Origin of the sequence: Janthinobacterium sp. KBS0711, from assembly GCF_000988085.1 — a bacterium.
GTDB lineage: Bacteria > Pseudomonadota > Gammaproteobacteria > Burkholderiales > Burkholderiaceae_D > Janthinobacterium > Janthinobacterium lividum_E.
Genome location: NZ_LBCO01000029.1, coordinates 135429 through 155928, shown reverse-complemented (window position 1 = coordinate 155928; position 20500 = coordinate 135429). Strand labels below are relative to the sequence as shown.

The window sequence follows — 20500 nt, the reverse complement described above, 5'->3', positions numbered from 1 at the left end:
GATTTTGCTTTATTGGTTATTTTTTCGTGTAGGTATTCAACCAATCGAGCACCGTGTGATGCCACAGCAGCGAATTGGCCGGTTTCAGTACCCAGTGGTTCTCGTCCGGGAAGACCAGCAGCTTGCTCGGGATGCCCTGGCGCTGCAGCGCCGTGAAGGTGCCCAGGCCTTGTGCTGTGGGGATGCGGAAATCGAGGTCGCCCTGGACCACCAGCATCGGCGTCTTCCAGTTTTTCACGAAGTTGACGGGATTGAACTGCTCGTGCTTGGCCGGCGCGTCGTAGTAGGGGCCGCCGTTTTCCCATTCCGTGAACCACAGTTCTTCCGTCGCGTAAGCCATGCCGCGGTTGTCGAACACGCCGTCGTGGTTGACCAGGCACTTGAAGCCGTCCGGCCAGTTACCGGCGATCCAGTTCATCATGTAGCCGCCGTACGAGGCGCCCAGCGCGCAGCTGCGCTCGCGGTCCAGCCACGGGAATTTCTTGGTGGCGGCTTCCAGGCCCTTCTGCAAGTCGACCAGCGGCTTGCCGCCCCAGTCGCCGCTGATGGAGTCCGTGAACTTCTGGCCATAGCCGGTCGAACCGTGGAAGTCGATGAAGACGGTGGCGTAGCCTGCGCCCGCATACACTTGCGGATTCCAGCGGTAGCTCCAGCTGTTGCCGAAGCTGCCTTGCGGGCCGCCGTGAACGAGGAAAGCGATTGGATATTTTTCGCCGGCCTTGGCATTCCACGGTTTCATGACGTGGCCGTAGACGGTCTCGCCATTCGCGCCGGCGAACGAAAACTGTTCATATTCGCCGAAGCTCACGTCGGCCAGGGCTGCCGCGTTCTGCTTCGTCAGCTGCACCATTGGCGCGTTTTCCGACTTCGCGTCAAGCTTGCGCGTGTACAGCTGCGCGCCCGAGGCCAGGTTGGCTTGCGCCAGCACGATGGTGTTGCCGCGCACATCGAAGTCACCCACGGCGCCTTTGCCCGTCAGCGCAGCGACCTTGCCGCTGGCCGCGTCGATGTGGAACAGACGGTGCTGGCCCACGTCATCGGCGGAAACGAGGAAAGCCTTGCCGTCCGGCGTCCAGCGGAAGTCGGCCACGGAGCGGTCCCAGTCGTCGGCCACGGTGCGCTTCTTGCCGGTGGCGACATCCATCAGCACCAAATGAAAGCGGTCCGCTTCGAAGCCCGGCTTGGTCATGGCGACATAGGCGAGGGTGCGGCCATCGGGCGAGTAGGTGGCTTTCGCGTCCCAGGCTGGATTGTCGGCCGTGAGATTGCGCGGCGCCTGGCCGCCGCCGGCGGGAATCGTGTAGACGTCGAAGTTGGTCGACCACGATTCCGTGCGGCCGGCCACGCGCACGGAGAAGGCCACGGTCTTGCCGTCCGGGCTGAAATGGTATTCGCCGTTGTCGCCGAACGGTTTTGAAGGCGCGTCGCCGTCGAGGGTGCCGCTCAGGCTCACGGGCGCGGCGCTGACCTTGCCGGTGGCATCGATCGGCGCCGAGTACAGCGCGTTGCGGCGGCCGTCGGCCCAGGTATCCCAGTGGCGCACGAACATCTGGTCGTAGACCATGCCGCTCGCCTTGTTCTTGGCTTTGTCATCGAGGCGCTTTTTCGTGCAGGCGATGTCCGCGCAATCGAGGAAGACGCTCATGCTGAAGGCCAGGCGATCGCCCTGCGGCGACAAACGGTAGGTGTCGACGTCCAGCGCCAGGTCGGTGACCTTGGCCGCTTCGCCGCCGTTCAGGGGCAGTTGCCACACTTGCGAGGAGCCGGAACGGCCAGACAGGAAGTAGATGGCGTCGCCGTTTGGCGACCATTGCGGGTCGCTGGCGCTGGCGTCGCCGCGCGTGAGCTGGCGCGGCGCCGCGTTCGGCGCGCGCAGGTCGATCATCCACAGCTGCGTGTTGCCGCGGTTTTTGTCCAGGTTGGTGGTGCGCACCGTGTAGACGACGCGCGTGGCGTCCGGCGACAGCACGGGGCTGCCCACGCGTTCCATGGCCACCATGTCTTCCACGGTGAAACCGCGCGGCGCGGCCAATGCCGGCACGGCGGCGGTGGTGGCCATGGCGGCACTGAATGCTCCCAAGAGCAGCAGACGTAAACTCATTCAAACTCCCGTTTTATATTGCGACGTTATCGATATGGTATTGACGTGGCCGGCTGTACCGCCGGCAGCCCGACATCATAGCAATAAAGACGCGCCTGCTGCGGGAGTTGACCGCCGGTTAGCCGGCCTGCAGTGCCAGTTGGTCGAGCGCCAGGTGCCCGAGGAAACCGCCCCGGCTGGTGGCCGGCAAGCCGTCTTCGATGGCGTGGGCAAAGCGGATGCCGGGGTCTAGTTCCAGCGCCGCCAGCACGCGCGCCGTGTTCGGATAATCGGCCAGGCTGGCCAGCTGCAGCGGTTCGGCCCAACGCGCCGTGGCGGCCAGGTAGGCGTCGGCGATGGTCGGTGCCGTGTCCGATACGAGCCAGGCGCGGCCCTCGAGCAGGTGCTCCAGGTGGGCCAGGCTTTTGTTCACTTTCTCGACGGCCATCTCGCGCCAGACGGCCGCGCGCGCATCTTCCGGTGCCGCGCGCGCGGCCTGGAAGGCGGGCATGAAGGCCGCGTGAAACGTCGTGTGCAAAAAGGACAGCACGCTGTTGAGGCGGTCGTAGTCTGGCGTGCCTTGTGCAAAGCCCAGGCTGCTGCCTGGCGCGCGGGCGGCCAGGTGCAGCAGGATCGCCATGCTTTCCAGCAGCGGTGCGCCCGTGTGCGTAAGCAGGGCCGGCGTCTGGCTCAGGGGATTGATGGCGAGAAAGGCCGGATGCTGCTTGCTGGCCGGGTCGCGCGCTTCCACGCGGGCCAGACGATACGGCAAGCCGCTCCATTCGAGGGCGGCGATGGCGGCAAACGAGCAGCCGAACGGCACGCTGTAGATCAGGGTGGTTTCCAAGTCAAACTCCGATGAGGTGAGGGAAGAGCAGTCTAATCGCGATGGTTACTATTTGGAAGAAGGCAGAATAATGTGGTATAGCTACATTTTTTATACCAGATTGGAAGCGAACCATGAAAGACAATGTCTCCGGCTGCGCCGTGGAAGAAGCGATGCGCTTGCTGGGCGGGCGCTGGCGGGTGGTGCTGCTCAGCTATCTGATGGCGGGGCCGAAGCGCTTCAGCGAAATCCGCCGCGCCGTGCCGAATATCTCGCAGCGCATGCTGACCCTGGACTTGCGCGCGCTGGAAGAAGCGGGCTTGCTGACGCGCACGATCTACGCGGAAGTGCCCGTCAAGGTGGAATACCGGCTGACGGATGAGGGCTTGCGTCTGCGCGAACTGGTCGAGATGCTGCGGGCCATCGGCTTGCGCCTGCGCGGACAGGCGGACGCGGGCGGGGCCTTTCTCGCGCCCGATGCCGCAGATAATTCTCTATAGAAACAGCTGTTTTTATGCAAAGTGCTAGACTGCCGGCCTTAGCTCACTACACTCGATACCCATGCGCCTGACTTCCATCGCCCTGACCGCCGCCGCCCTGTTCGCCGCCTTGCCGGCCCAGGCCGCCACCATGCCGACACTCGAGCAAATCCACACCGCCGTGCAGGCGGGCGTGGCCAAGACACAAGCGAAGACGCAGTCGAGCATGCCGTTCGTCATCAAGGTCACCAGCCTGGCCGGCTGCCAGGAGTCGCAGGAAGTGCCGGGCGAAGTGGTGTGCCTGGTGGGCATGAGCGCCGGCATGCGCGATGCCTTTAATGTGCTGCCCCTGCGTAAAGAAGGCGATGCCTGGGTCGGCGTCGAGCGCAAGAACGCCAAGTTCGCGGGACCGTCGCCGGCCGAGGCGCAAGCGATGATACGCGCGTGGGCCAAGGAAGAAGTGGCGCGCAATCCGGAAGCGGCCAAGGACGTGCAGATGCAGGAAGCGCAGAGCACCATGCAGGTCAAGGCGGTCAACGAATGCGACGTCAAGCGCAAGACGGGCTACCTCGTGTGCGATACGGAATTGAGCGTGCCGAGCCGCCCGGAAGCCATCAAGACGGAACTAACCTTCATGCTCGAGAATGGCAACTGGCGCTACGTGCCCCGTTAGACGTCTTTCCGCCGGGACAGCCACGCTGTTCCGGCATCATTCCTGCCATCCCCCGCGGCCACGCCGCCGTCTGCAATATTTGCAGATCCACAAGGCAATCTCATCCGTGAAAATTGCCGATTTAAATTAATAATTAAATATTAAAATTAATGTATCGATGCGGACTGCCGCCGGCTTCCTGCCGTGCCGCATTTGACCACTTCCCCGTGCCCGCAAGGGCTACAGCCAAGGATCCGACCATGCGACTCAATCTTCCCGTCAGCGATACCGAGATCAACCTGAGCGATACCGAGACCATCGTCTCGACTACCGACTTGCAAGGCAATATCACCTATGCCAACCCGTATTTCATCGCCGTCAGCGGTTACAGCGCGGAAGAATTGATCGGTGCGCCGCAAAACATCCTGCGTCATCCGGACATGCCGGTCGAAGCGTTTGCCGATTTCTGGGCCACCATCCGCTCGGGCCGTTCGTGGAGCGGCATGGTGAAAAACCGCTGCAAGAATGGCGATTACTACTGGGTGCTGGCGAACGTCACGCCGGTGGTCGAGGATGGCGTGGCCGTCGGCTACATGTCCGTGCGCACCAAGCCCACGCGCCAGCAGGTGGCGCAGGCGTCCGCCCTGTACGCGCGCATCAAGGCGGGGCGGGCCGATGGCATTGTCATCAGCCAGGGCGCGGCCGTGCGCACGGGCTGGCTGGCCAGGCTGGCGAGCTTGCGCGACCTGCCGCTGGGCAAGCGCATCGGCTGGAATCTGGGCTTGCTGAGCCTGGTATTGCTGCTGCAACTGGCGTGGAATACGGGTGTGCTGCCGGCCGGCGCGGGCGGCTGGCTGACGGGCCTGTCCGTGCTGGCCTTGGGCGCAACCCTGTATTTCTGGCACAGCTTGCACCGCGCCGTGCTGCAACCGTTGCAGCAGGCGCGCCAGGCCTGCGACGTGATGGCGGGCGGCGACCTGACGGGCGAACTCGACACGACACGGCGCGACGAGATGGGGCAGCTGCTGCGTTCCTTGCGCCAGCTGCGCGTGAATTTGCACTCCATCGTTGGCGACGTGCGCGGCAATTTCCTGCGCATCAGCATGGCCAGCCAGGAAATCGCCGCCGGCAATATGGACTTGTCGGGCCGCACGGAAGCGCAGGCGTCGGCCCTGCAGCAGACGGCGTCGAGCATGGAGCAGCTGGCGGCCACGGTGCAGCAAAACAGCGGCAACGCCGTGCAAGCGAGCGACATGGCGGGCAAGGTCCACGGCCTAGCCGGGCGCGGTGGCGAACTCGTCGGCCAGATGGTGAGCATGATGGCGGACATTAACGCTTCATCGAAGAAGATCGGCGACATTACGGGCATTATCGAAGGCATCGCCTTCCAGACGAATATCCTCGCCTTGAACGCGGCCGTGGAAGCGGCGCGCGCGGGCGACCAGGGTCGCGGCTTTGCCGTCGTGGCGGGCGAAGTGCGCAGCCTGGCCCATCGCAGCGCGGCCGCCGCCACGGAAATCAAGCAATTGATCACGGCATCGCTGGAGCAGGTGCAGGCGGGCGCGAAGCTGGCGCAGCAGGCGGGCGCCAGCAGCGCCGAGATGCTGGGCGCCGTGCAGGGCGTGCACGGCATCATGGAAGAGATCGCCTCGGCTTCGCGCGAGCAAAGCCACGGCATCGGTCAAGTGAATATGGCCGTCACGCAAATGGATGAAGTGACGCAGCAGAACGCGGCGCTGGTTGAGGAATCGGCGGCGGCATCCGCTTCGCTGCAAGACCAGACCTTGCAGCTGGAGCAGGCGATGGCCCTGTTCAAGCTGGAACGGCGCAGGGGCGGCCAAGCTGCTCCTCTGCGCGCGCCCGAGCGCCGCCGAGCTACAGCAGGCGCTCTGACAGCGCCTTGAAGGCAACCTTGGGCACGAGAAAGGCGAACGGTGTTGACAGGGGCGGCAGCTGGCCCAGCAAGCCGCAGTCGGCGCGCAAGGCTGTCAGCGCCTGCACTTGACCCACATCGACGGGCAAATCGATTTCGCCAAAGACCAGCTTGCCGTTACGCGGCACGTGCGCGATAGCCGCATCCTGGCAGGCGAGGAAGGCGACGGCATCGCGCCAGTTGCCGAACAGTTGCTGCCAGTCGGCATCGAGGCCATGCTCCGCCGTGATGTCCGCCTGCACGTCGAGCAGCGGGGCGCTGCCGGCGCCGGGCGTGATCGCGCAGCGCGCCTGCGTGGCCGTGACTTCCAGCGTCATGTTGTCGGCCAGGTGGGTCGGCAGGATGTCGCTGAACAGCCGCGTGCCCAACGCATGGGGCAAGCTGTCCATGATATTTTTCAAGAAATACACGCAGGGCACGGCCGGCGCGCCCGCTGGCGTATGGTCGAGGTACAAGCGCCAGTTGCTCTGCAGCGGAGATGGCAGCAGCTTGCGCAACGGACCGAGCAGGGCCGGGCCGAAATGCCCGTGGCGGTAGGTCAGCACCGTGAATGGCGTCTTGCCATCGCGCTGCCACAGAACCACGCCGGCCGGCAGCAAGCGCTGCGCGGCAGCGGCGTCGACCAGCCAGCTCACGTAGACGACGTCGCGCACGTCGCTGTGCAAAGTGAGGAAGGGCAGGCGCGACATGACGGCCTGGCGCACCGTGGCAAAGTGCGTGCAATTGGCGAGCGCGGCAAACAGTCGCCCCGGCCAGCCCGCACGCGGGTGGCGGTAAGTGTTGTCTTGCAATTGGGAACTTTCGGGAAAGGCGCAGGAAGGTTGATATGCTAACGCTGCAACGTCCGTCCACATCATCGCGAGCGGCAGCGATGTGTGGCCGAGACGCGCAGCTGTGCTAGAGCACAGCGAGCATCGCAGGCCGCACAGGGCGCCGCGCAGCCGATGTGGGCGGGCGTCACTATTACTGCATGTGCCAGCCGTGGCTGACGACGATGGACTGGCCGCTCAATGCCGTCGACGGGAATGCCGCCAGGAAGACGGCCGTTTGCGCCACGTCTTGCGTGGTGGTGAATTCGCCGTCGATGGTGTCTTTCAGCATCACTTTCTTGATCACGTCTTCTTCGCTGATGTTCAGCTGGGCCGCCTGTTCGGGGATTTGCTTGTCGACCAGCGGCGTACGCACGAAGCCCGGGCAGATGACGTTGGCGCGGATGCCGTCTTTCGCGCCTTCCTTGGCCACCACCTTGGCCAGGCCCAGCAAACCGTGCTTGGCGGCCACGTAGGCGCTCTTGAACGGCGAGCCTTCGTGCGAATGCACGGAGCCCATGTAGATGATGGCGCCGCCGCGGCCCGCCTTGATCATTTCGCGCATGCAGGCGCGCGTGGTGAGGAAGGCGCCGTCCATGTGAATGGCCAGCATCTTTTTCCACTGATCGAACGGGTAGTCGACGACGGGGCTGATGATCTGGATGCCCGCATTGCTGATCAGGATATCGATGCCGCCGAAGTGGGCCACGGCATCGGCCACGCCCTTGTCGACCTGTTCTTCGCTCGAGACATCCATGGCGACGGCAAACGCCTGGCCGCCCGACTGCTTGATTTCCTCGGCCGTCTTGCTGGCCGCTTCCAGGACCAGGTCGGCGATGACGACCTTGGCGCCCTGTTTTGCGTATTCGATGGCCATTTCCTTGCCGATGCCACTGGCGGCGCCGGTAATCAGTGCGACTTTGTCTTTGAGTTGCATATTAATCCTTTGCATTGCGGGTTGGAGTGATCGTGGAAAACCTGACTATGCCAGTATAGCGAGAAAACACGGTGTGCATGCCCCGCGCACGTCTATGGGGCTTGCTGCCTGTCAAGGATTTCCTGTAGCCGCCAGGCGCCAGGATTGGTGCCCGCCCACGTGCGAAACGCGTGATTGAACGCGCTTTGTTCCTGGTAGCCGAGCAGGAAGGCGATGTCGACCAGCGACAAATCCGGCTCGCGCAGATAGTCGCGCGCCAGGCCGTACCTGGCCTGGTCCAGCAGGGTCTGGAAGCTGGTGCCCGCGTCGGCCAGCTTGCGCTGCAAGGTGCGCGGCGTCACGGCGAGGGCGGCGGCAACGGTGGCCAGCCGCGCCGAGCCATGGCGCAAGCCTGCCACGATGGCCGCGTGCACTTGCGCGTCGATGGCGCCGCCAGTGTCCGTTTCAGCTTCGCGCTGCGCCAGCAACTGTTCCGCATGCTGGCACAGCACAGGGTACAGGCTGACGTCGGCGTTCGGTACGGGCCAGTCCAGCAATTGCGCGTCGAAAGTGGCCGTGTTCGCGCCCGCGCCAAAGGCGGGCAGGCTGCCCAGCACGCGCACGTATTCGTCGCGGTGGGCCGCGTGGCGCAGCAGCTCGCCGCCGCCATCGTGGGTGAATGCCAGCCGGGCCGGCGGCAGCGGCATGCCGGCCAGCCAGTCGCCGCTGACACGGATGCCGGCAAAGACGCTGTCGACCAGGTGCCGGCTGGCGCCCGGGTAGTTGCTGGTCCAGCGGTAATGCGCGACGGCGCCATCGCGCTGCAGGGCCGACTGGCCCAGGTCGTGCGCCAGCCGTTCATAGCGGGCAGTCTGTTCCAGTACCTGACCCACGTTGCTGCAACTGAGCAGTATCAAGCCATACGCGCTGTACGTGCCCATGCGCACCCGCTGGCCCACATGCAGGCCGAAATGCGCATCGCCCGCCAGCAGCGCGCCCGCATCGAGCAGGCGCACGTAGTCGCGCGCGGCAAGGTTGGGCGCGGAGGCCTCCAGGCTGTGCGGCGCCACGCCGGCCGCTTGCGCCAGGGTGGCTGCTGCGATGCCATGCGCGCCGGCCGCTTCCAGCAGCGGCAGCAGGTAGGCGCCGGCGACCCGGCCTTCAGTGCTTGTCATGATGGAACAATGCGATTGTCATGAAAAACCAATACCCTTCGTCTGTGGCGGAATATGCTATTGATCTAGCAAGAAAATCAGGCAGGAACAGTATAGCAAGCCGCCGTGGCGCGCAACTGGCCGAATACAGGGGATGTCGATGCAACGCTGGAATGGCTGGGGAGACGAGAGCATCACGTATGCGCTGAGCGGGGACGCACTGGCGTTTCTGCGCGAGCGCCTGGGGCCGGGCAGCGGCATCGTCGATGCCACCTTCGACGACGCCTGCGCGCGGGTGCCCGCTTCGCGCCTGGCGCCACATCCGCTGATCGACACCCAGCCCGCCACGCGCGTGCGCCATGCGCTCGGCCAAAGCCTGCCCGACTGGTTCAAATTGCGTCATGGCCGCATCGGCGCCGTGCCCGACGGCGTGGCCTTTCCCGACAGCGCGCTGCAGGTGCGCCAGCTGCTCGCGTATGCGCGCCAGGCCTGCGTGGCCGTCATCCCGCATGGCGGCGGCACCAGCGTGGCCGGGCATTTGACGGTGGCGGCGGGGCCGCGTCCCGTGCTGTCGGTCAGTCTCGCACGCCTGTGCGCGCTGGGCCACCTGGACCGCGAAGCGCAGCTGGCCACGTTCGGCGCGGGCGTGTATGGCCCCGACCTGGAAGCGCAGCTGCGCGCGCAGGGCTATACTCTTGGCCACTATCCGCAGTCGTTCGAGTATTCGACCCTGGGCGGCTGGATCGCCACGCGCTCGTCGGGCCAGCAATCGTTGCGCTATGGCCGTATCGAGCAGCTGTTCGCGGGCGGCGAAGTGGAAACGCCGGCCGGCACCTTGCGCATCCCCACGTTTCCCGCTTCTGCGGCCGGCATCGACCTGCGCGAAATGGTGCTCGGCTCCGAAGGGCGGCTGGGCATCCTGACGCAGGCGACGGTGCGCGTCTCGCCGCTGCCGCCCTACGAGGCGTTCCACGCCGTGTTCTTTGCAGACTGGGGCCAGGCGCAGACGGCCGTGCGGGCGCTGGCCCAATCGCGCCTGCCCCTGTGCATGTTGCGCCTGTCGAACGCGGTCGAAACGCAAACCATGCTGACCCTGGCCGGGCACAAGAAACTGGTGGGACTGCTGGAACGCTATTTGTCGCTGCGCGGCTGCGGCGACGGCAAGTGCATGCTGATGCTGGGCGTCAGCGGAGAAGCCGGCCCTGCGCGCGCGGCCCTGCGCGGCGCGCTGGCGCTGGCGCGGCGGCATGGGGGCGTGCATGTGGGGCGGCACATGGGCGACAAGTGGAAGCAGGGGCGTTTTCGCAACGTCTACCTGCGCAATGGCGCGTGGGAGCATGGCTATGTGATCGACACGGTGGAAACGGCCGTCGACTGGCCCCGCGTGGCCCCGATGATGGCGGCGCTCGAGCAGGCGGGCGCCAATGCGCTGGCCGCGCATGGCGAGCAGGTGCACGCATACACGCATCTGTCGCACGTGTACGCGCAGGGCGCCAGCGTCTACACCACTTATGTTTATCGGCTGGCGTCCACCTTTGAAGAAAACATGGCGCGCTGGCGCAGCCTGAAAAACGCTGCCAGCGCCGCCATTGTCGCCAACGGCGGCACCATCAGCCACCAGCACGGCGTGGGCACGGACCACGCGCCGTGGCTGGCGGCCGAAAAGGGAGAGCTGGGCATCGCCGCCATGCGCGCGCTGCTCCGGCAGTTCGATCCGCAGGGCATGATGAATCCGGGCAAACTGCTGCCTGACGCGGGCAGCGGATTGTGAACAGGGACGATTTGCCCGGCCTCCTGGCGCGCAAGTGGGACGTGCTGATCGTCGGCGGCGGCATCACAGGCGCCGGCATCTTGCTCGAAGCGGCGCGGCGCGGTTTGACGGCGCTGCTGGTGGAGCAGCGCGATTTCGCCTGGGGCACGTCGAGCCGCTCCTCGAAGCTCGTGCATGGCGGCTTGCGCTATTTGAAGCAGGGCCAGTTCGCGCTGACGCGCGAATCGGTGCACGAGCGGGTAGCCTTGCTGACGGATGCGGCCGGGCTGGTCGAGCCGCAAGGCTTTGCCTTTGGCGACTATACGGGCAGGAAGCCGGGACGGCGCCAGTTCATGCTGGGCCTGGCCATCTACGACATGATGGCGGGCCGGCGCGCGCGCCGCTATGTCGATGCGGCGGATTTTGCCATGCTGGCGCCGCACATCCGGCGCGACGATCTGCAGGGCGGCATGCTGTACCAGGATGCCAAGACGGACGACGCGCGCCTGGTGCTGCGCGTGCTGCAGGAAGCGCGCCGCCATGGCGGCGTGGCAGTCAATTACCTGGGCGTGGCGTCCTTGCTGCACGACGGTGGCAAGGTCGCCGGCGCCACCTTGACCGATGCGCTCGATGGCAGGGCATTCACCGTGCGTGCGCGCCTGGTGATCAGCGCCACGGGCGCCTGGGCAGACGCCCTGCGCGGGCAGGTCGGAGAAACGCCGAAACTGCGGCCCCTGCGCGGCAGCCATCTGCTGCTGCCTGCCTGGCGGCTGCCGCTGGCGCAAGCCGTCAGCCTGATGCACCCGCATGATGGCCGCCCCGTGTTTGCGTATCCGTGGGAGGGCGTGACCCTGGTGGGCACCACCGATGTCGACCACGGCGCCAGCCTGGACGTGGAGCCGGCCATCACGCGCGGCGAACTCGCTTATCTGCTGGCCGCCTTGCAGTGGCAGTTCCCGCAGCTGGCGCTGGGCGAGGGCGACGTGCTGGCCACGTTTGCCGGCGTGCGTCCCGTGATCGGCAGCGGCCAGCTTGACCCGTCGAAGGAAGCGCGCGAACATGCGCTATGGTTGGAAAACGGCTTGCTGACGGTGGCAGGCGGCAAGCTGACGACGTTTCGCGTGATCGCCCTCGACGCATTGCGCCGTGCCGCGCCGCTGCTGCCGGGCTGGCACGCGGATTTGCGCCCCTTGCCGATTTTCGACGCCGTGCCACCCTTGTCGGGCAAGGCCCTGGCGCTTGATGCCGAACAGCGCGAACGGCTGCTGGGCCGTCATGGCGCGGCCGCGCAAGCGCTGTGCGATGCGGCGCACGATGGCGAACTGGCGCCGATTCCCGGCACGCAGACCCTGTGGGCGCAGCTGCGCTGGGGCGCGCGCATGGAAGACGTGCAGTACCTGGACGACTTGCTGTTGCGGCGCACGCGCCTCGGTTTGCAGCTGGCCGGCGGCGCGCTTGCTATCATGCCGCGCCTGCGCGCCATCTGCCAGCGCGAACTGGGATGGGACGACGCGCGCTGGGAGGCAGAGCAGCAGCGCTACCTGGCCCTGTGGCGCCGCCATTACAGCGTGCCGCAAGGCGAATGAAGCAACTATAAAAAAGGAGAGCATCATCGAGACCATCCTGTTTGGCCAGCCCTTGGACCTGGGCGACGCGCGCATCACCTACGACAGCCTGTCGCCGCTGGACTTGCGCCAGAGCGTGGACGTCCTTGTCGACGACCTGGGCGAAGACCTGCTGCAAATCACGTGCGCGAATGGCGACATCGTCGACGTGGGCTGGTATCCGGCCTGGAACGAACAGGGACGCTTGCGCGTGGTGGCAGTGCGGGGACAGGACTGGGAGGCGCCCGTGTTCAGCGCCCGGCCGGACAAGGATCCGCAGGCGCTGCTGCAGGCGCTGCGCGCCGCGCTGGCCAGCCTGGGCTGAGGCCATGGCCAGCGCAGCCGGCCCCGGGCCGTACATTCTTGCCATCGACAATGGCACGCAAAGCGTGCGCGCACTGCTGTTTGACCGGGATGGCAATCTGGCGGCGAAGGCGCAAGTGTTCCTCGAGGCGTACTATTCCGATTACCCCGGCTGGGCCGAGCATGACGCGGACGGCTACTGGCAAGCCGTGTGCGCAGCGTGCCAGCAGCTGTGGCGCAGCACCGTCATTGAAAAATCGTCGGTCGCAGGCGTGGCCGTGACGACCCAGCGCGGCACGGTCGTCAACGTGGATGAACACGGCGTACCGTTGCGGCCTGCCATCACGTGGCTGGACCAGCGCAGCACGCGCGACATCCCCCAGTTGGCGCCATGGTGGCGCGCCGTTTTCCGCGCCACGCGCCTCGACGGCACGATTAGATACTTCCGCCGCGAAGCCGAGATCAACTGGATCAGCGCGCACCAGCCCGACATCTGGCGCCGCACGCACAAATTCCTGCTGCTGTCGGGCTTTTTGAACCACCGCCTTTGCGGGCGCTACGTCGATTCGACGGGTTCGCAAGTGGCGTACATCCCGTTCGACTACAAGCGCCACGCTTGGGCCGGGCGCTTCGACTGGAAGTGGCAGGCGCTGGCAATTCAACGCTCGATGCTGCCGGAACTGGTGGCGCCGGGCACGCGCATGGGTGCCATCACGGCATCGGCCGCCGCGGCGACGGGCATCCCGGAGGGCACGCCCCTGCTGGCGGCCGCCGCCGACAAGGCGTGCGAAGTGCTGGGTGCCGGTTGCGTCGAACCGCACGTGGCCTGTCTGAGTTACGGCACCACGGCCACCATCAATACGACCAACCGCAAGTACGTGGAAGTGACGCGCTTCATTCCGCCGTATCCGGCCGCCATGCCGGGCGCCTACAGCACGGAAGTGCAGATATTCCGCGGCTACTGGATGGTCAACTGGTTCAAGGAGCAGTTCGGCGACCGCGAACGGGCGGCGGCGGCCGAAGATGGCACGGGCTTGTCCGCCGAAGCCTTGTTCGACCGCCTGGTCGACGCCGTGCCGCCCGGCTCCATGGGCCTGATGCTGCAGCCGTACTGGAGTCCAGGCATCAAGGTGCCGGGGCCGGAAGCGAAGGGCGCCATGATCGGCTTTGGCGACGTGCACACGCGCGCCCACATCTATCGCGCCATCCTCGAAGGGCTCGCGTATGCGCTGCGCGAAGGCAAGGAGCGCATCGAGCGGCGCAGCGGCATTGCGATTTCGGAGCTGCGCATCGCGGGCGGCGGTTCGCAAAGCGACGCCGCCATGCAGCTGACGGCCGACATCTTCGGCCTGCCTGCCGCGCGCGCCCACGTGTATGAAAGCTCGGGCCTGGGCGCGGCCATCGCCGCCAGCGTGGGCCTGGGCTGGCATGCGGATTTCCCCGCCGCCGTGCAGGCGATGACGCGCAAGGGCACGGTCTTCCAGCCGCATCCCGAGCACCGCAAGATCTACGAGCAGCTGTACCGGCGCGTGTACCAGAAAATGTATGCGCGGCTGCAGCCGCTGTACCGCGAGATTGCCGATATCACCGGCTATCCGGAATAGCTAGTCATTAAATCGTATTGCGAATCATTCGCATCCAATATATGATGTGTTCCGCATTTCACTAAGGCAACTTATCCCTGTGACTGCAGTGCGCCGCCGGCCATGCGCCGGTGGCGTGTCCGCGCGGGCAGAGTTCCGCCGCAACGCTTCCTTCAACGCCGCCGCTTGATCGTGCACCGCTGTCCTCTGCCCCTGCATTTTTTCATTCCACAAGCATCGAGCAGCAAGCAAACCCAGGCAAGGATAGCGATGAAGAGCAGCAGCAAACATGGATTGACCCCGCTGGCCGCCGCGCTGGCGCTGGCATTGGGTGGCGCGCACGGCCACGCGTGGGCGGCGGCGATGGCCGACAAGGCCGAGAAGGCCGATGCCGTGCAGATGCCCGCCATCAGTGTGTTCGGCGACGCCATCAGCGCCGGCACGGCCGGCCGTTCGTACATCAACAGCGCCGACATCGAACGCCAGCAGGCCGACAATGTCGCGTCCTTGCTCGACACCTTGCCCGGCGTGGACTTGGCAGGCACGGCTCGTCCCAGCGGCCAGAGCCTCAATATCTGGGGCTTCAATAAAGTGCAGGACGTGAAAGTCATCCTTGACGGCGTACCGAAGGGCTTCGAGAAATACCGCCAGGGTTCCATCTTCATCGAGCCGGAACTGATCAAGCAGATCGAAGTGAACAAGGGCGCGCATACGAGCTTGTACGGCAATGGCGGTTTCGGTGGCGTCATCACGGTCGAGACCAAGGATGCGCAGGACTTGCTGGAAGGCGGCGAGAAAGTGGGCGCCATGCTGAAGTACTCGCGCCACTCGAACAATGGGGAAAACGACGCCACCGTGGCCGTCTATGGCCGCACGGAAGATGGCCGCTTCGATGCGATGGCCTTTACGACGCAGCGCAAGTCCGACGATTTGCGCAAGCCCGATGGCAAGCCATTCCGCTTTTCCGCCATCGATGCGCCATCGAGCCTGGCCAAGCTGAATATCCGGTTGACGCCGGAGCAGCTCTTGACCCTGACGGCCATGAAGAGCGGCAGTTCGGGCTGGGGGCCGTTCGCCGCCATGGGCGAGGACGTGCCCACGCCGACCGAGGCGGAAATCAAAAAATACGGACTGGAAGAAGCGTGGCAGCGCAAGGCCGTGTACCGCGACCAGGACGACGATACGTATTCCGTGAAGTGGCAGTACGCGCCGCAGAACAATCCGTGGATCAAGCTGACGGCCAGCGCAGGCTATTCGCACACGGACCAGCATGACAAGCGCTTGCCCTCCGCTTCGCTCGGTTCCTACCTGGGCTCCCTGGGCAACGAGAGCTGGGCCTCGTACGTGGACCGCATCGCCGAAGTGCGCAACGAAAGCGTGTTTACGACGGGCGCCGTGTCGCACGTGCTGCTGACGGGACTGCAATGGCACAAGAACGTGCGCGACACCTTGATGTACTATCCGTCGTCGACGGCGCTGAAGGACCCCAGCTACAACTATGGCTACTTCCAGCCCTACTACATGCCGGCCGGGCGCCAGGAAACCACGGGCCTGTATCTGCAGGATGCGATGACGTATGGCGACGTGACGGTGACGGCGGCGCTGCGCCACGACCGAGTCGTTTCCGAGGGCGTGCCGAACAAGGCGTCGCGTTACAACAGCCCGTTGGCGGCGGCTGGCCACGACTTCAGCGAAAAGGCGCACGAAGACTGGTCGCCCCGCCTGGGCCTGTTCTGGAAGGCATCCAGCACGCTGGCATTGTTCGGCGACTTGAGCCGCACCTGGCGCGCGCCGACGATCGACGAGATGTATTCGAATGAATACTATGTGTCGTCCAGGCTCGGTTCATCGACGCCGGGCACCAGCCGCGACCTGGCCGTCGAGCGCGTGACGGCCGTGCGTACGGGCGTCATGCTGCACCGTCAGAACGTGTTCATGGAGCGCGACGACGTGCAGCTGCGCCTGACGGCGTACCGGAACCGCGTCAGCGACAATATCGGTCCGCGCCTGGGTATCCTGATCGAAGGCTATGTGCCGGGATCGGGCAAGGTGCCGCCGGCCCTGTCGTCTTACCGCAACCTGGCCGGCTTCCGCACGCAGGGCGTGGAAGTCGAGTCCTATTACAATTCGCCGCGCCTGTTTGCCAGCGCCTCGCTGTCGAAGCAGCGCGGCACGCGCACCGGTTCCCAGCGCGACCCGTGGGGCCAGGACGAACCCGTGTCGACCATCGCACCCGATAAATTGATGGCGGGCCTGGGCTGGCGCATGCCCGACCTTGGGGCCAGCATGGGCTGGCAGGGCCGCTTCGTGGCGAAGCAGGAGCGCGTCCTGCCGGTGGGGAATGTGTACCGCTTGCCGCCATCGAAAGGCTATGCGCTGCACACTTTGTTCGCGTCGTGGAATGGCCGGCAGGGCGTGTGGCGCGGCACGGAAGTGCGGCTGACGGTGGACAACGTCTTCAACCGTATTTACATGCCCTACTTGAGTGAAGCGGTTACCGGCGTGGGGAGGAATGCGAAGTTGAGCGTGTCGCGTAAGTTTTGATTAGTTTTAAGAATGGCGGGCCGGAGACGCGGGCCTGAGAAAATGCCGATGGCGGCGTTGCAGCTTCCTTGCCGTACTGGCTATTGTCTGCGTCGCTGCGCCTTGCCCTCGACATTTTTCAGGCTCGCTTGGCCCGGAGTGCCTTTTTTTGTGACTTGGGCCTACTCTTTGTTTGCCGCATGTCTTGCTAAGCTTTAACGCAGTACGATCGCCTTGACCGTCTCCCAGGCCGTGCTGCCCGAGTGCGTGGCGCGGACCTGGTTGCGGCCCGCTTCCTTGGCCACGTACAGGGCGCGGTCGGCGGCGACGAACAGGGCTTCGCGGTCGTCCAGCTGGTGCGGGCGGATGGTGGCCACGCCGATGCTGACGGTGATCCATGGCGAGGTGCTTGATCGCGGGTGCGGCAGCTGCAGCGCTTCGATGCTGGCGCGGATGGCCTCGGCCAGGTGCAGGGCGTTGCCGGCATCCGTGTCGGCAAACAGCAGGACGAATTCCTCGCCGCCGTAGCGGGCCGCCAGGTCGCCGGAGTGGCTGGCATGCGCATCGATGGCTTGCGCCACCTGCTGCAGGCAGATGTCGCCGGCCGGGTGGCCCAGGCTGTCGTTGTACAGCTTGAAATGGTCGACGTCGAGCACCACCAGCGACAGGGCGCCGCCGCCGCGCACGGCGCGCTGCCACTCTTTTTCAAGGAAGCTGTCGAAATGCCGGCGGTTGGCGATCTGCGTCAGCGGGTCGAGATAGGCGGCGCGCTGCAGCGCGTCTTCCGACTGCTTGTGGTGCGTGATGTCGTGCAGCAGGCCGATATACAGGGGCTGGCGCAGATACATGGGCGTCAGGGTCAGGTCCATGCTCAACGCTGCGCCATTGCGGTGGCGGATCGCCACTTCGCGCGTGCCGTGGTTGTGCGCTTTTTCCGGATTGGCCGCGTGCATGGCGAAATAATCGAGGTATTCCTGCGTCACGAGGGGACTGAGCAGCTCGCCGATGAAGCGCCCGGCCAGTTCGTTTTCGCGGTAACCCAGGTACTGGTCGCAGGCCGGATTGGTGTACTGGATGCGGCCATCTGCCTCGATGATCAGCAAGCCCTCGGCCATGTTGTTGACGATGGTGCGCAGGCGCTCGGCCTGTTCCTGCTGGGTTTCATTGTTGCTGCGGATTTGCAGCTGGGCGCGCACGCGCGCGCACACTTCGGCCATGCGCAGCGGCTTGCTGATGTAATCGACGGCGCCGCAGTCGAAGCCGGCCACCACGTCTTCCGTTTCCGTCTTGGCGCTCATGAAGATGACGGGGATGCGCTGCGTCAGCGGATGCTGCTTGAGGCGGCGGCACGTTTCGATGCCGTCCATGTCCGGCATCAGCACGTCGAGCAGGATCAGGTCGGGATGGGCGCGCTGGGCGATCGCCAGCGCCCGTTCGCCGGACGTGGCCACATAGGTTTGATAACCCTGTTCGCTCATCAGCTTGCGCAGCAGCTCAAGGTTGGCCGGCGCATCGTCGACAATCAAAATAGCGGCCTCACGCCGCTGGGAATGCTCCACACTGCCTGGACTCATTGCTTCCGGCCTTCTCGATGTACTTTGCGCTGCCTGCGTTTGCTGCATATTCGGTGATGCTGACCGGGGTCAAATCTGATACAGCGGTCAAATCATACCGCCTCGCCATTTTTTTGGGTGAAAAAATCGATGTTGCGCGAGCAATGAAAGTATTATTTTTATGATATTTTTAAAAATAAATACACGCAATTGCTATCATGAAAGCGGTTTTTAGGCGGAAAAGACGCGTGCCCGTTGGTGCGGGGGCAGCAGGGGACACGCCCCGCGGCAAGCGGGGCGTGGAGAGTGCGATTACATTTTTGCGGCGATCAGTTTGCCCAGGATGGCGATGCCCTCGCGGATGCGTTCCGGCGGCACCGTCACGAACGACAGGCGCAGGGTGTGCGTGTCGGGCGTGTTGGCGTAGAACGGCGCGCCCGGTACGAAGGCGACCTTGTTGGCGATGGCTTCATCGAGCAGTTTCATCGCATCGATGTGTTTCGGCAGGGTGACCCAGATGAACATGCCGCCTTCCGGCTTCGTCCACGTGACGCCGGCCGGGAAGTGTTCTTCCAGCGCCGACAGCATGGCCTGGCACTGGTTGCCGTACAGGCTGCGGATGCTGGGGATGTGCCGGTCCAGGAAGCCATCCTTGATCACTTCATGTACCACCATCTGCGTCAGCTGCGAGGTGTGCAGGTCGGCCGCCTGCTTGGCCAGTTCCAGGCGGCGCACGAGCGGCATCGGCGCCACCACGTAGCCGAGGCGGATGCCGGGCGTGAGCACTTTCGAGAACGAACCCATGTAGATCACGCCGTCCGGATTCATGTTGATCATCTTCGGATACGGCTCGCCACTGTAGCTGAGGGCACCGTACGGATCATCCTCGATCAGCGGCAGGCCGTGGCGAGCGCAGGTTTCCACCAGTTCCACGCGGCGCGCCACGGACAGGCTGCGGCCCGTCGGGTTCTGGAAGTTCGGCAGCGCGTACAAGAGGCGCGCGCCATCGGCGACAGGGTTGATGGACGACGGCACCAGGCCTTCGTCATCGGTATCGACGGAAACGAATTCGGGACGGTAGACGGAGAATGCCTGCAGGGCGCCCAGGTAGCTGGGGGTTTCCACCAGTACCTTGCTGCCTTCGTCGATCAGGACCTTGCCCAGCAAGTCCAGCGCCTGCTGCGAGCCGGACGTCATCAGCACCTGTTCCGGCAGGATGGTGCTGCCATTGCTCGACAGCGAGTCGGCGATCCACTGGCGCAGCGGCAGGTAGCCGTCGGTCGGGCCGTATTGCAGGGCCACCTTGCCATTGTTCGACAGGACCTTGTCGAACGCGGTCTTCATTTCTTCCACGGGGAAGGTGGCGGGCGAGGGCAGGCCGCCGGCAAACGAGATGATCTCGGGACGCTGCGTGATCTTCAGGATTTCGCGGATGAACGAGCTTTGCAGCTGTTCCGCGCGTTCGGCAAAGCGCCATTGGATCGGATTCGGATTTTCAATTTTCATACGAGTCTCACAGAAGATGCCGAGCTGCGCCGGCTGGATTTGTTGGCCCGCTTGTGGCGGTGCTTGCGCAAGCGGCACCGGATAGGCGCCGCCATGATGCTGCCGTATTGTACGGCTTGCACGCCGCCGTGCCCATGCGCACGCGTAACGGCGTTGCAAATGGGCGTCAGCGAGCCTTACTTCAGCTTGCGCCCGATGGCCACCACGGCGATCACGGCGCCGGCAAACAGCAGGCTTTCGCCCGTCAATGGCTCATTCAGCAGCACGGCCGCGCCCAGCAAGGTGAGGAAGGGCTGCAGCAGCTGCGTCTGTCCCACGCGCGCCACGCCGCCCAGCGCCATGCCCCGGTACCAGAAAAAGAAGCCGATAAACATGGAAAACACGGAGATATAGGCAAAGCCCAGCCAGGCCGCGCCGCTGGCCTGCGCCATCAGCGCGCGCTGCGGCCAGGCATTCCACAGCACCACGGGCAAGACAAAAGGCACGGCCAGCAGCAGCGCCCAGGAAATCACGTGCTGGCCCGGCATGGCTTGCGCCAGGCGTCCGCCTTCCGCGTAGCCGAGTGCGGCCAGCAGCACGGCGGCAAAGATCAGCCAGTCGGCCACGTGGAAGCTGCCGCCGCCCTGGCGCAGCGCGAACGCCACCACCAGTGCCGTGCCGAGCAGCGCCATCAGCCAGAATCCCGGGGAAGGGCGTTCCTTGCCGCGCAGTACGGCAAACACGGCGGTGGCCAGCGGCAAGATGCCCACCAGCACGGCGCCGTGCGAGGCAGGCAGGCTGCGCATGGCGACCGACGTCAGCCAGGGAAAACCCAGCACGCAGCCCAGCG

General features: G+C 65.1%; 16 protein-coding genes. 8 read left to right on the top strand and 8 right to left on the bottom strand.

Annotated elements, in window-relative coordinates:
- Nucleotides 1–16: 16 nt before the first annotated feature.
- Together VM94_RS18605 and VM94_RS18600 are read right to left on the bottom strand one after the other, a co-directional pair.
- Nucleotides 17–2101: a S9 family peptidase gene (locus VM94_RS18605; RefSeq protein ID WP_046684810.1), complete on the bottom strand. Its 2085-nt coding sequence runs from the start codon at nucleotides 2099–2101 to the stop codon at nucleotides 17–19.
- A 118-nt stretch (nucleotides 2102–2219) separates the two neighbouring features.
- Nucleotides 2220–2927 (bottom strand): glutathione S-transferase family protein, encoded by a 708-nt coding sequence (locus VM94_RS18600; RefSeq protein ID WP_046684809.1) that lies wholly within the window; start codon nucleotides 2925–2927, stop codon nucleotides 2220–2222.
- 113 nt (nucleotides 2928–3040) lie between these two features.
- Here VM94_RS18600 and VM94_RS18595 point away from each other — a divergent pair, with 113 nt between their 5' ends.
- The 3 genes from VM94_RS18595 to VM94_RS18585 all read left to right on the top strand — a co-directional run bounded on the left by VM94_RS18595 (nucleotide 3041) and on the right by VM94_RS18585 (nucleotide 5941).
- On the top strand, nucleotides 3041–3406 hold the full coding sequence (locus VM94_RS18595; RefSeq protein WP_046684808.1) for a winged helix-turn-helix transcriptional regulator: 366 nt from the start codon (nucleotides 3041–3043) through the stop codon (nucleotides 3404–3406).
- Nucleotides 3407–3467: 61 nt separating this feature from the next.
- Nucleotides 3468–4058, top strand: a complete 591-nt coding sequence (locus VM94_RS18590; protein WP_046684807.1) for a hypothetical protein — start codon at nucleotides 3468–3470, stop codon at nucleotides 4056–4058.
- Between the two features lie 239 nt (nucleotides 4059–4297).
- The gene (locus tag VM94_RS18585; protein WP_046684806.1) at nucleotides 4298–5941 is read left to right on the top strand and encodes a methyl-accepting chemotaxis protein; all 1644 of its coding nucleotides are present in this window, start codon (nucleotides 4298–4300) and stop codon (nucleotides 5939–5941) included.
- On the opposite strand, the gene VM94_RS18580 is transcribed toward VM94_RS18585, so the two are convergent.
- The 3 genes from VM94_RS18580 to VM94_RS18570 form a co-directional block, all read right to left on the bottom strand.
- Nucleotides 5913–6761: a DUF2071 domain-containing protein gene (locus VM94_RS18580; RefSeq protein ID WP_052755826.1), complete on the bottom strand. Its 849-nt coding sequence runs from the start codon at nucleotides 6759–6761 to the stop codon at nucleotides 5913–5915. The two genes, VM94_RS18585 and VM94_RS18580, sit on opposite strands and share 29 nt — an antisense overlap.
- 172 nt (nucleotides 6762–6933) lie before the next feature.
- On the bottom strand, nucleotides 6934–7716 hold the full coding sequence (locus tag VM94_RS18575) for a 3-hydroxybutyrate dehydrogenase (protein WP_046684805.1): 783 nt from the start codon (nucleotides 7714–7716) through the stop codon (nucleotides 6934–6936).
- A 92-nt stretch (nucleotides 7717–7808) separates the two neighbouring features.
- Nucleotides 7809–8870 carry an AraC family transcriptional regulator gene (locus VM94_RS18570; protein ID WP_046684804.1) on the bottom strand — a complete coding sequence of 354 codons (1062 nt, stop codon included), beginning with the start codon at nucleotides 8868–8870 and terminating at the stop codon, nucleotides 7809–7811.
- A gap of 139 nt (nucleotides 8871–9009) precedes the next feature.
- Between VM94_RS18570 and VM94_RS18565 the strand changes: the two genes are divergently transcribed.
- From VM94_RS18565 to VM94_RS18545, 5 genes are all read left to right on the top strand, one after another.
- Complete coding sequence (locus VM94_RS18565; RefSeq protein ID WP_046684838.1) at nucleotides 9010–10620, top strand: FAD-binding oxidoreductase; 1611 nt, start codon at nucleotides 9010–9012, stop codon at nucleotides 10618–10620.
- Nucleotides 10617–12185: a glycerol-3-phosphate dehydrogenase/oxidase gene (locus tag VM94_RS18560; RefSeq protein ID WP_046684803.1), complete on the top strand. Its 1569-nt coding sequence runs from the start codon at nucleotides 10617–10619 to the stop codon at nucleotides 12183–12185. The genes VM94_RS18565 and VM94_RS18560 overlap by 4 nt, the downstream gene beginning before the upstream one ends.
- 52 nt (nucleotides 12186–12237) lie before the next feature.
- Nucleotides 12238–12528 (top strand): hypothetical protein, encoded by a 291-nt coding sequence (locus VM94_RS18555; protein ID WP_052755825.1) that lies wholly within the window; start codon nucleotides 12238–12240, stop codon nucleotides 12526–12528.
- Nucleotides 12529–12532: 4 nt separating this feature from the next.
- The gene (locus VM94_RS18550) at nucleotides 12533–14110 is read left to right on the top strand and encodes an FGGY-family carbohydrate kinase (RefSeq protein ID WP_046684802.1); all 1578 of its coding nucleotides are present in this window, start codon (nucleotides 12533–12535) and stop codon (nucleotides 14108–14110) included.
- A 249-nt stretch (nucleotides 14111–14359) separates the two neighbouring features.
- On the top strand, nucleotides 14360–16633 hold the full coding sequence (locus tag VM94_RS18545; protein ID WP_046684801.1) for a TonB-dependent hemoglobin/transferrin/lactoferrin family receptor: 2274 nt from the start codon (nucleotides 14360–14362) through the stop codon (nucleotides 16631–16633).
- A 194-nt stretch (nucleotides 16634–16827) separates the two neighbouring features.
- Here the strand turns inward: VM94_RS18545 and VM94_RS18540 are convergent, their stop codons facing one another.
- From VM94_RS18540 to VM94_RS18530, 3 genes are all read right to left on the bottom strand, one after another.
- Nucleotides 16828–18186 (bottom strand): diguanylate cyclase domain-containing protein, encoded by a 1359-nt coding sequence (locus VM94_RS18540; RefSeq protein WP_046684800.1) that lies wholly within the window; start codon nucleotides 18184–18186, stop codon nucleotides 16828–16830.
- Nucleotides 18187–18477: 291 nt separating this feature from the next.
- Nucleotides 18478–19671 (bottom strand): aminotransferase-like domain-containing protein, encoded by a 1194-nt coding sequence (locus VM94_RS18535; protein WP_046684799.1) that lies wholly within the window; start codon nucleotides 19669–19671, stop codon nucleotides 18478–18480.
- A 176-nt stretch (nucleotides 19672–19847) separates the two neighbouring features.
- On the bottom strand, nucleotides 19848–20500 hold a 653-nt coding region (locus VM94_RS18530; RefSeq protein ID WP_046684846.1), incomplete at its 5' end, for a DMT family transporter.

What these genes read in the sequence shown, in the direction of transcription:
- VM94_RS18605 (WP_046684810.1), bottom strand. Translation starts at nt 2,101, where the DNA reads ATGAGTTTACGTCTGCTGCTCTTGGGAGCATTCAGTGCCGCCATGGCC.
- VM94_RS18595 (WP_046684808.1), top strand. Translation starts at nt 3,041, where the DNA reads ATGAAAGACAATGTCTCCGGCTGCGCCGTGGAAGAAGCGATGCGCTTG.
- VM94_RS18590 (WP_046684807.1), top strand. Translation starts at nt 3,468, where the DNA reads ATGCGCCTGACTTCCATCGCCCTGACCGCCGCCGCCCTGTTCGCCGCC.
- VM94_RS18585 (WP_046684806.1), top strand. Translation starts at nt 4,298, where the DNA reads ATGCGACTCAATCTTCCCGTCAGCGATACCGAGATCAACCTGAGCGAT.
- VM94_RS18575 (WP_046684805.1), bottom strand. Translation starts at nt 7,716, where the DNA reads ATGCAACTCAAAGACAAAGTCGCACTGATTACCGGCGCCGCCAGTGGC.
- VM94_RS18570 (WP_046684804.1), bottom strand. Translation starts at nt 8,870, where the DNA reads ATGACAAGCACTGAAGGCCGGGTCGCCGGCGCCTACCTGCTGCCGCTG.
- VM94_RS18565 (WP_046684838.1), top strand. Translation starts at nt 9,010, where the DNA reads ATGCAACGCTGGAATGGCTGGGGAGACGAGAGCATCACGTATGCGCTG.
- VM94_RS18550 (WP_046684802.1), top strand. Translation starts at nt 12,533, where the DNA reads ATGGCCAGCGCAGCCGGCCCCGGGCCGTACATTCTTGCCATCGACAAT.
- VM94_RS18545 (WP_046684801.1), top strand. Translation starts at nt 14,360, where the DNA reads ATGAAGAGCAGCAGCAAACATGGATTGACCCCGCTGGCCGCCGCGCTG.
- VM94_RS18540 (WP_046684800.1), bottom strand. Translation starts at nt 18,186, where the DNA reads ATGAGTCCAGGCAGTGTGGAGCATTCCCAGCGGCGTGAGGCCGCTATT.
- VM94_RS18535 (WP_046684799.1), bottom strand. Translation starts at nt 19,671, where the DNA reads ATGAAAATTGAAAATCCGAATCCGATCCAATGGCGCTTTGCCGAACGC.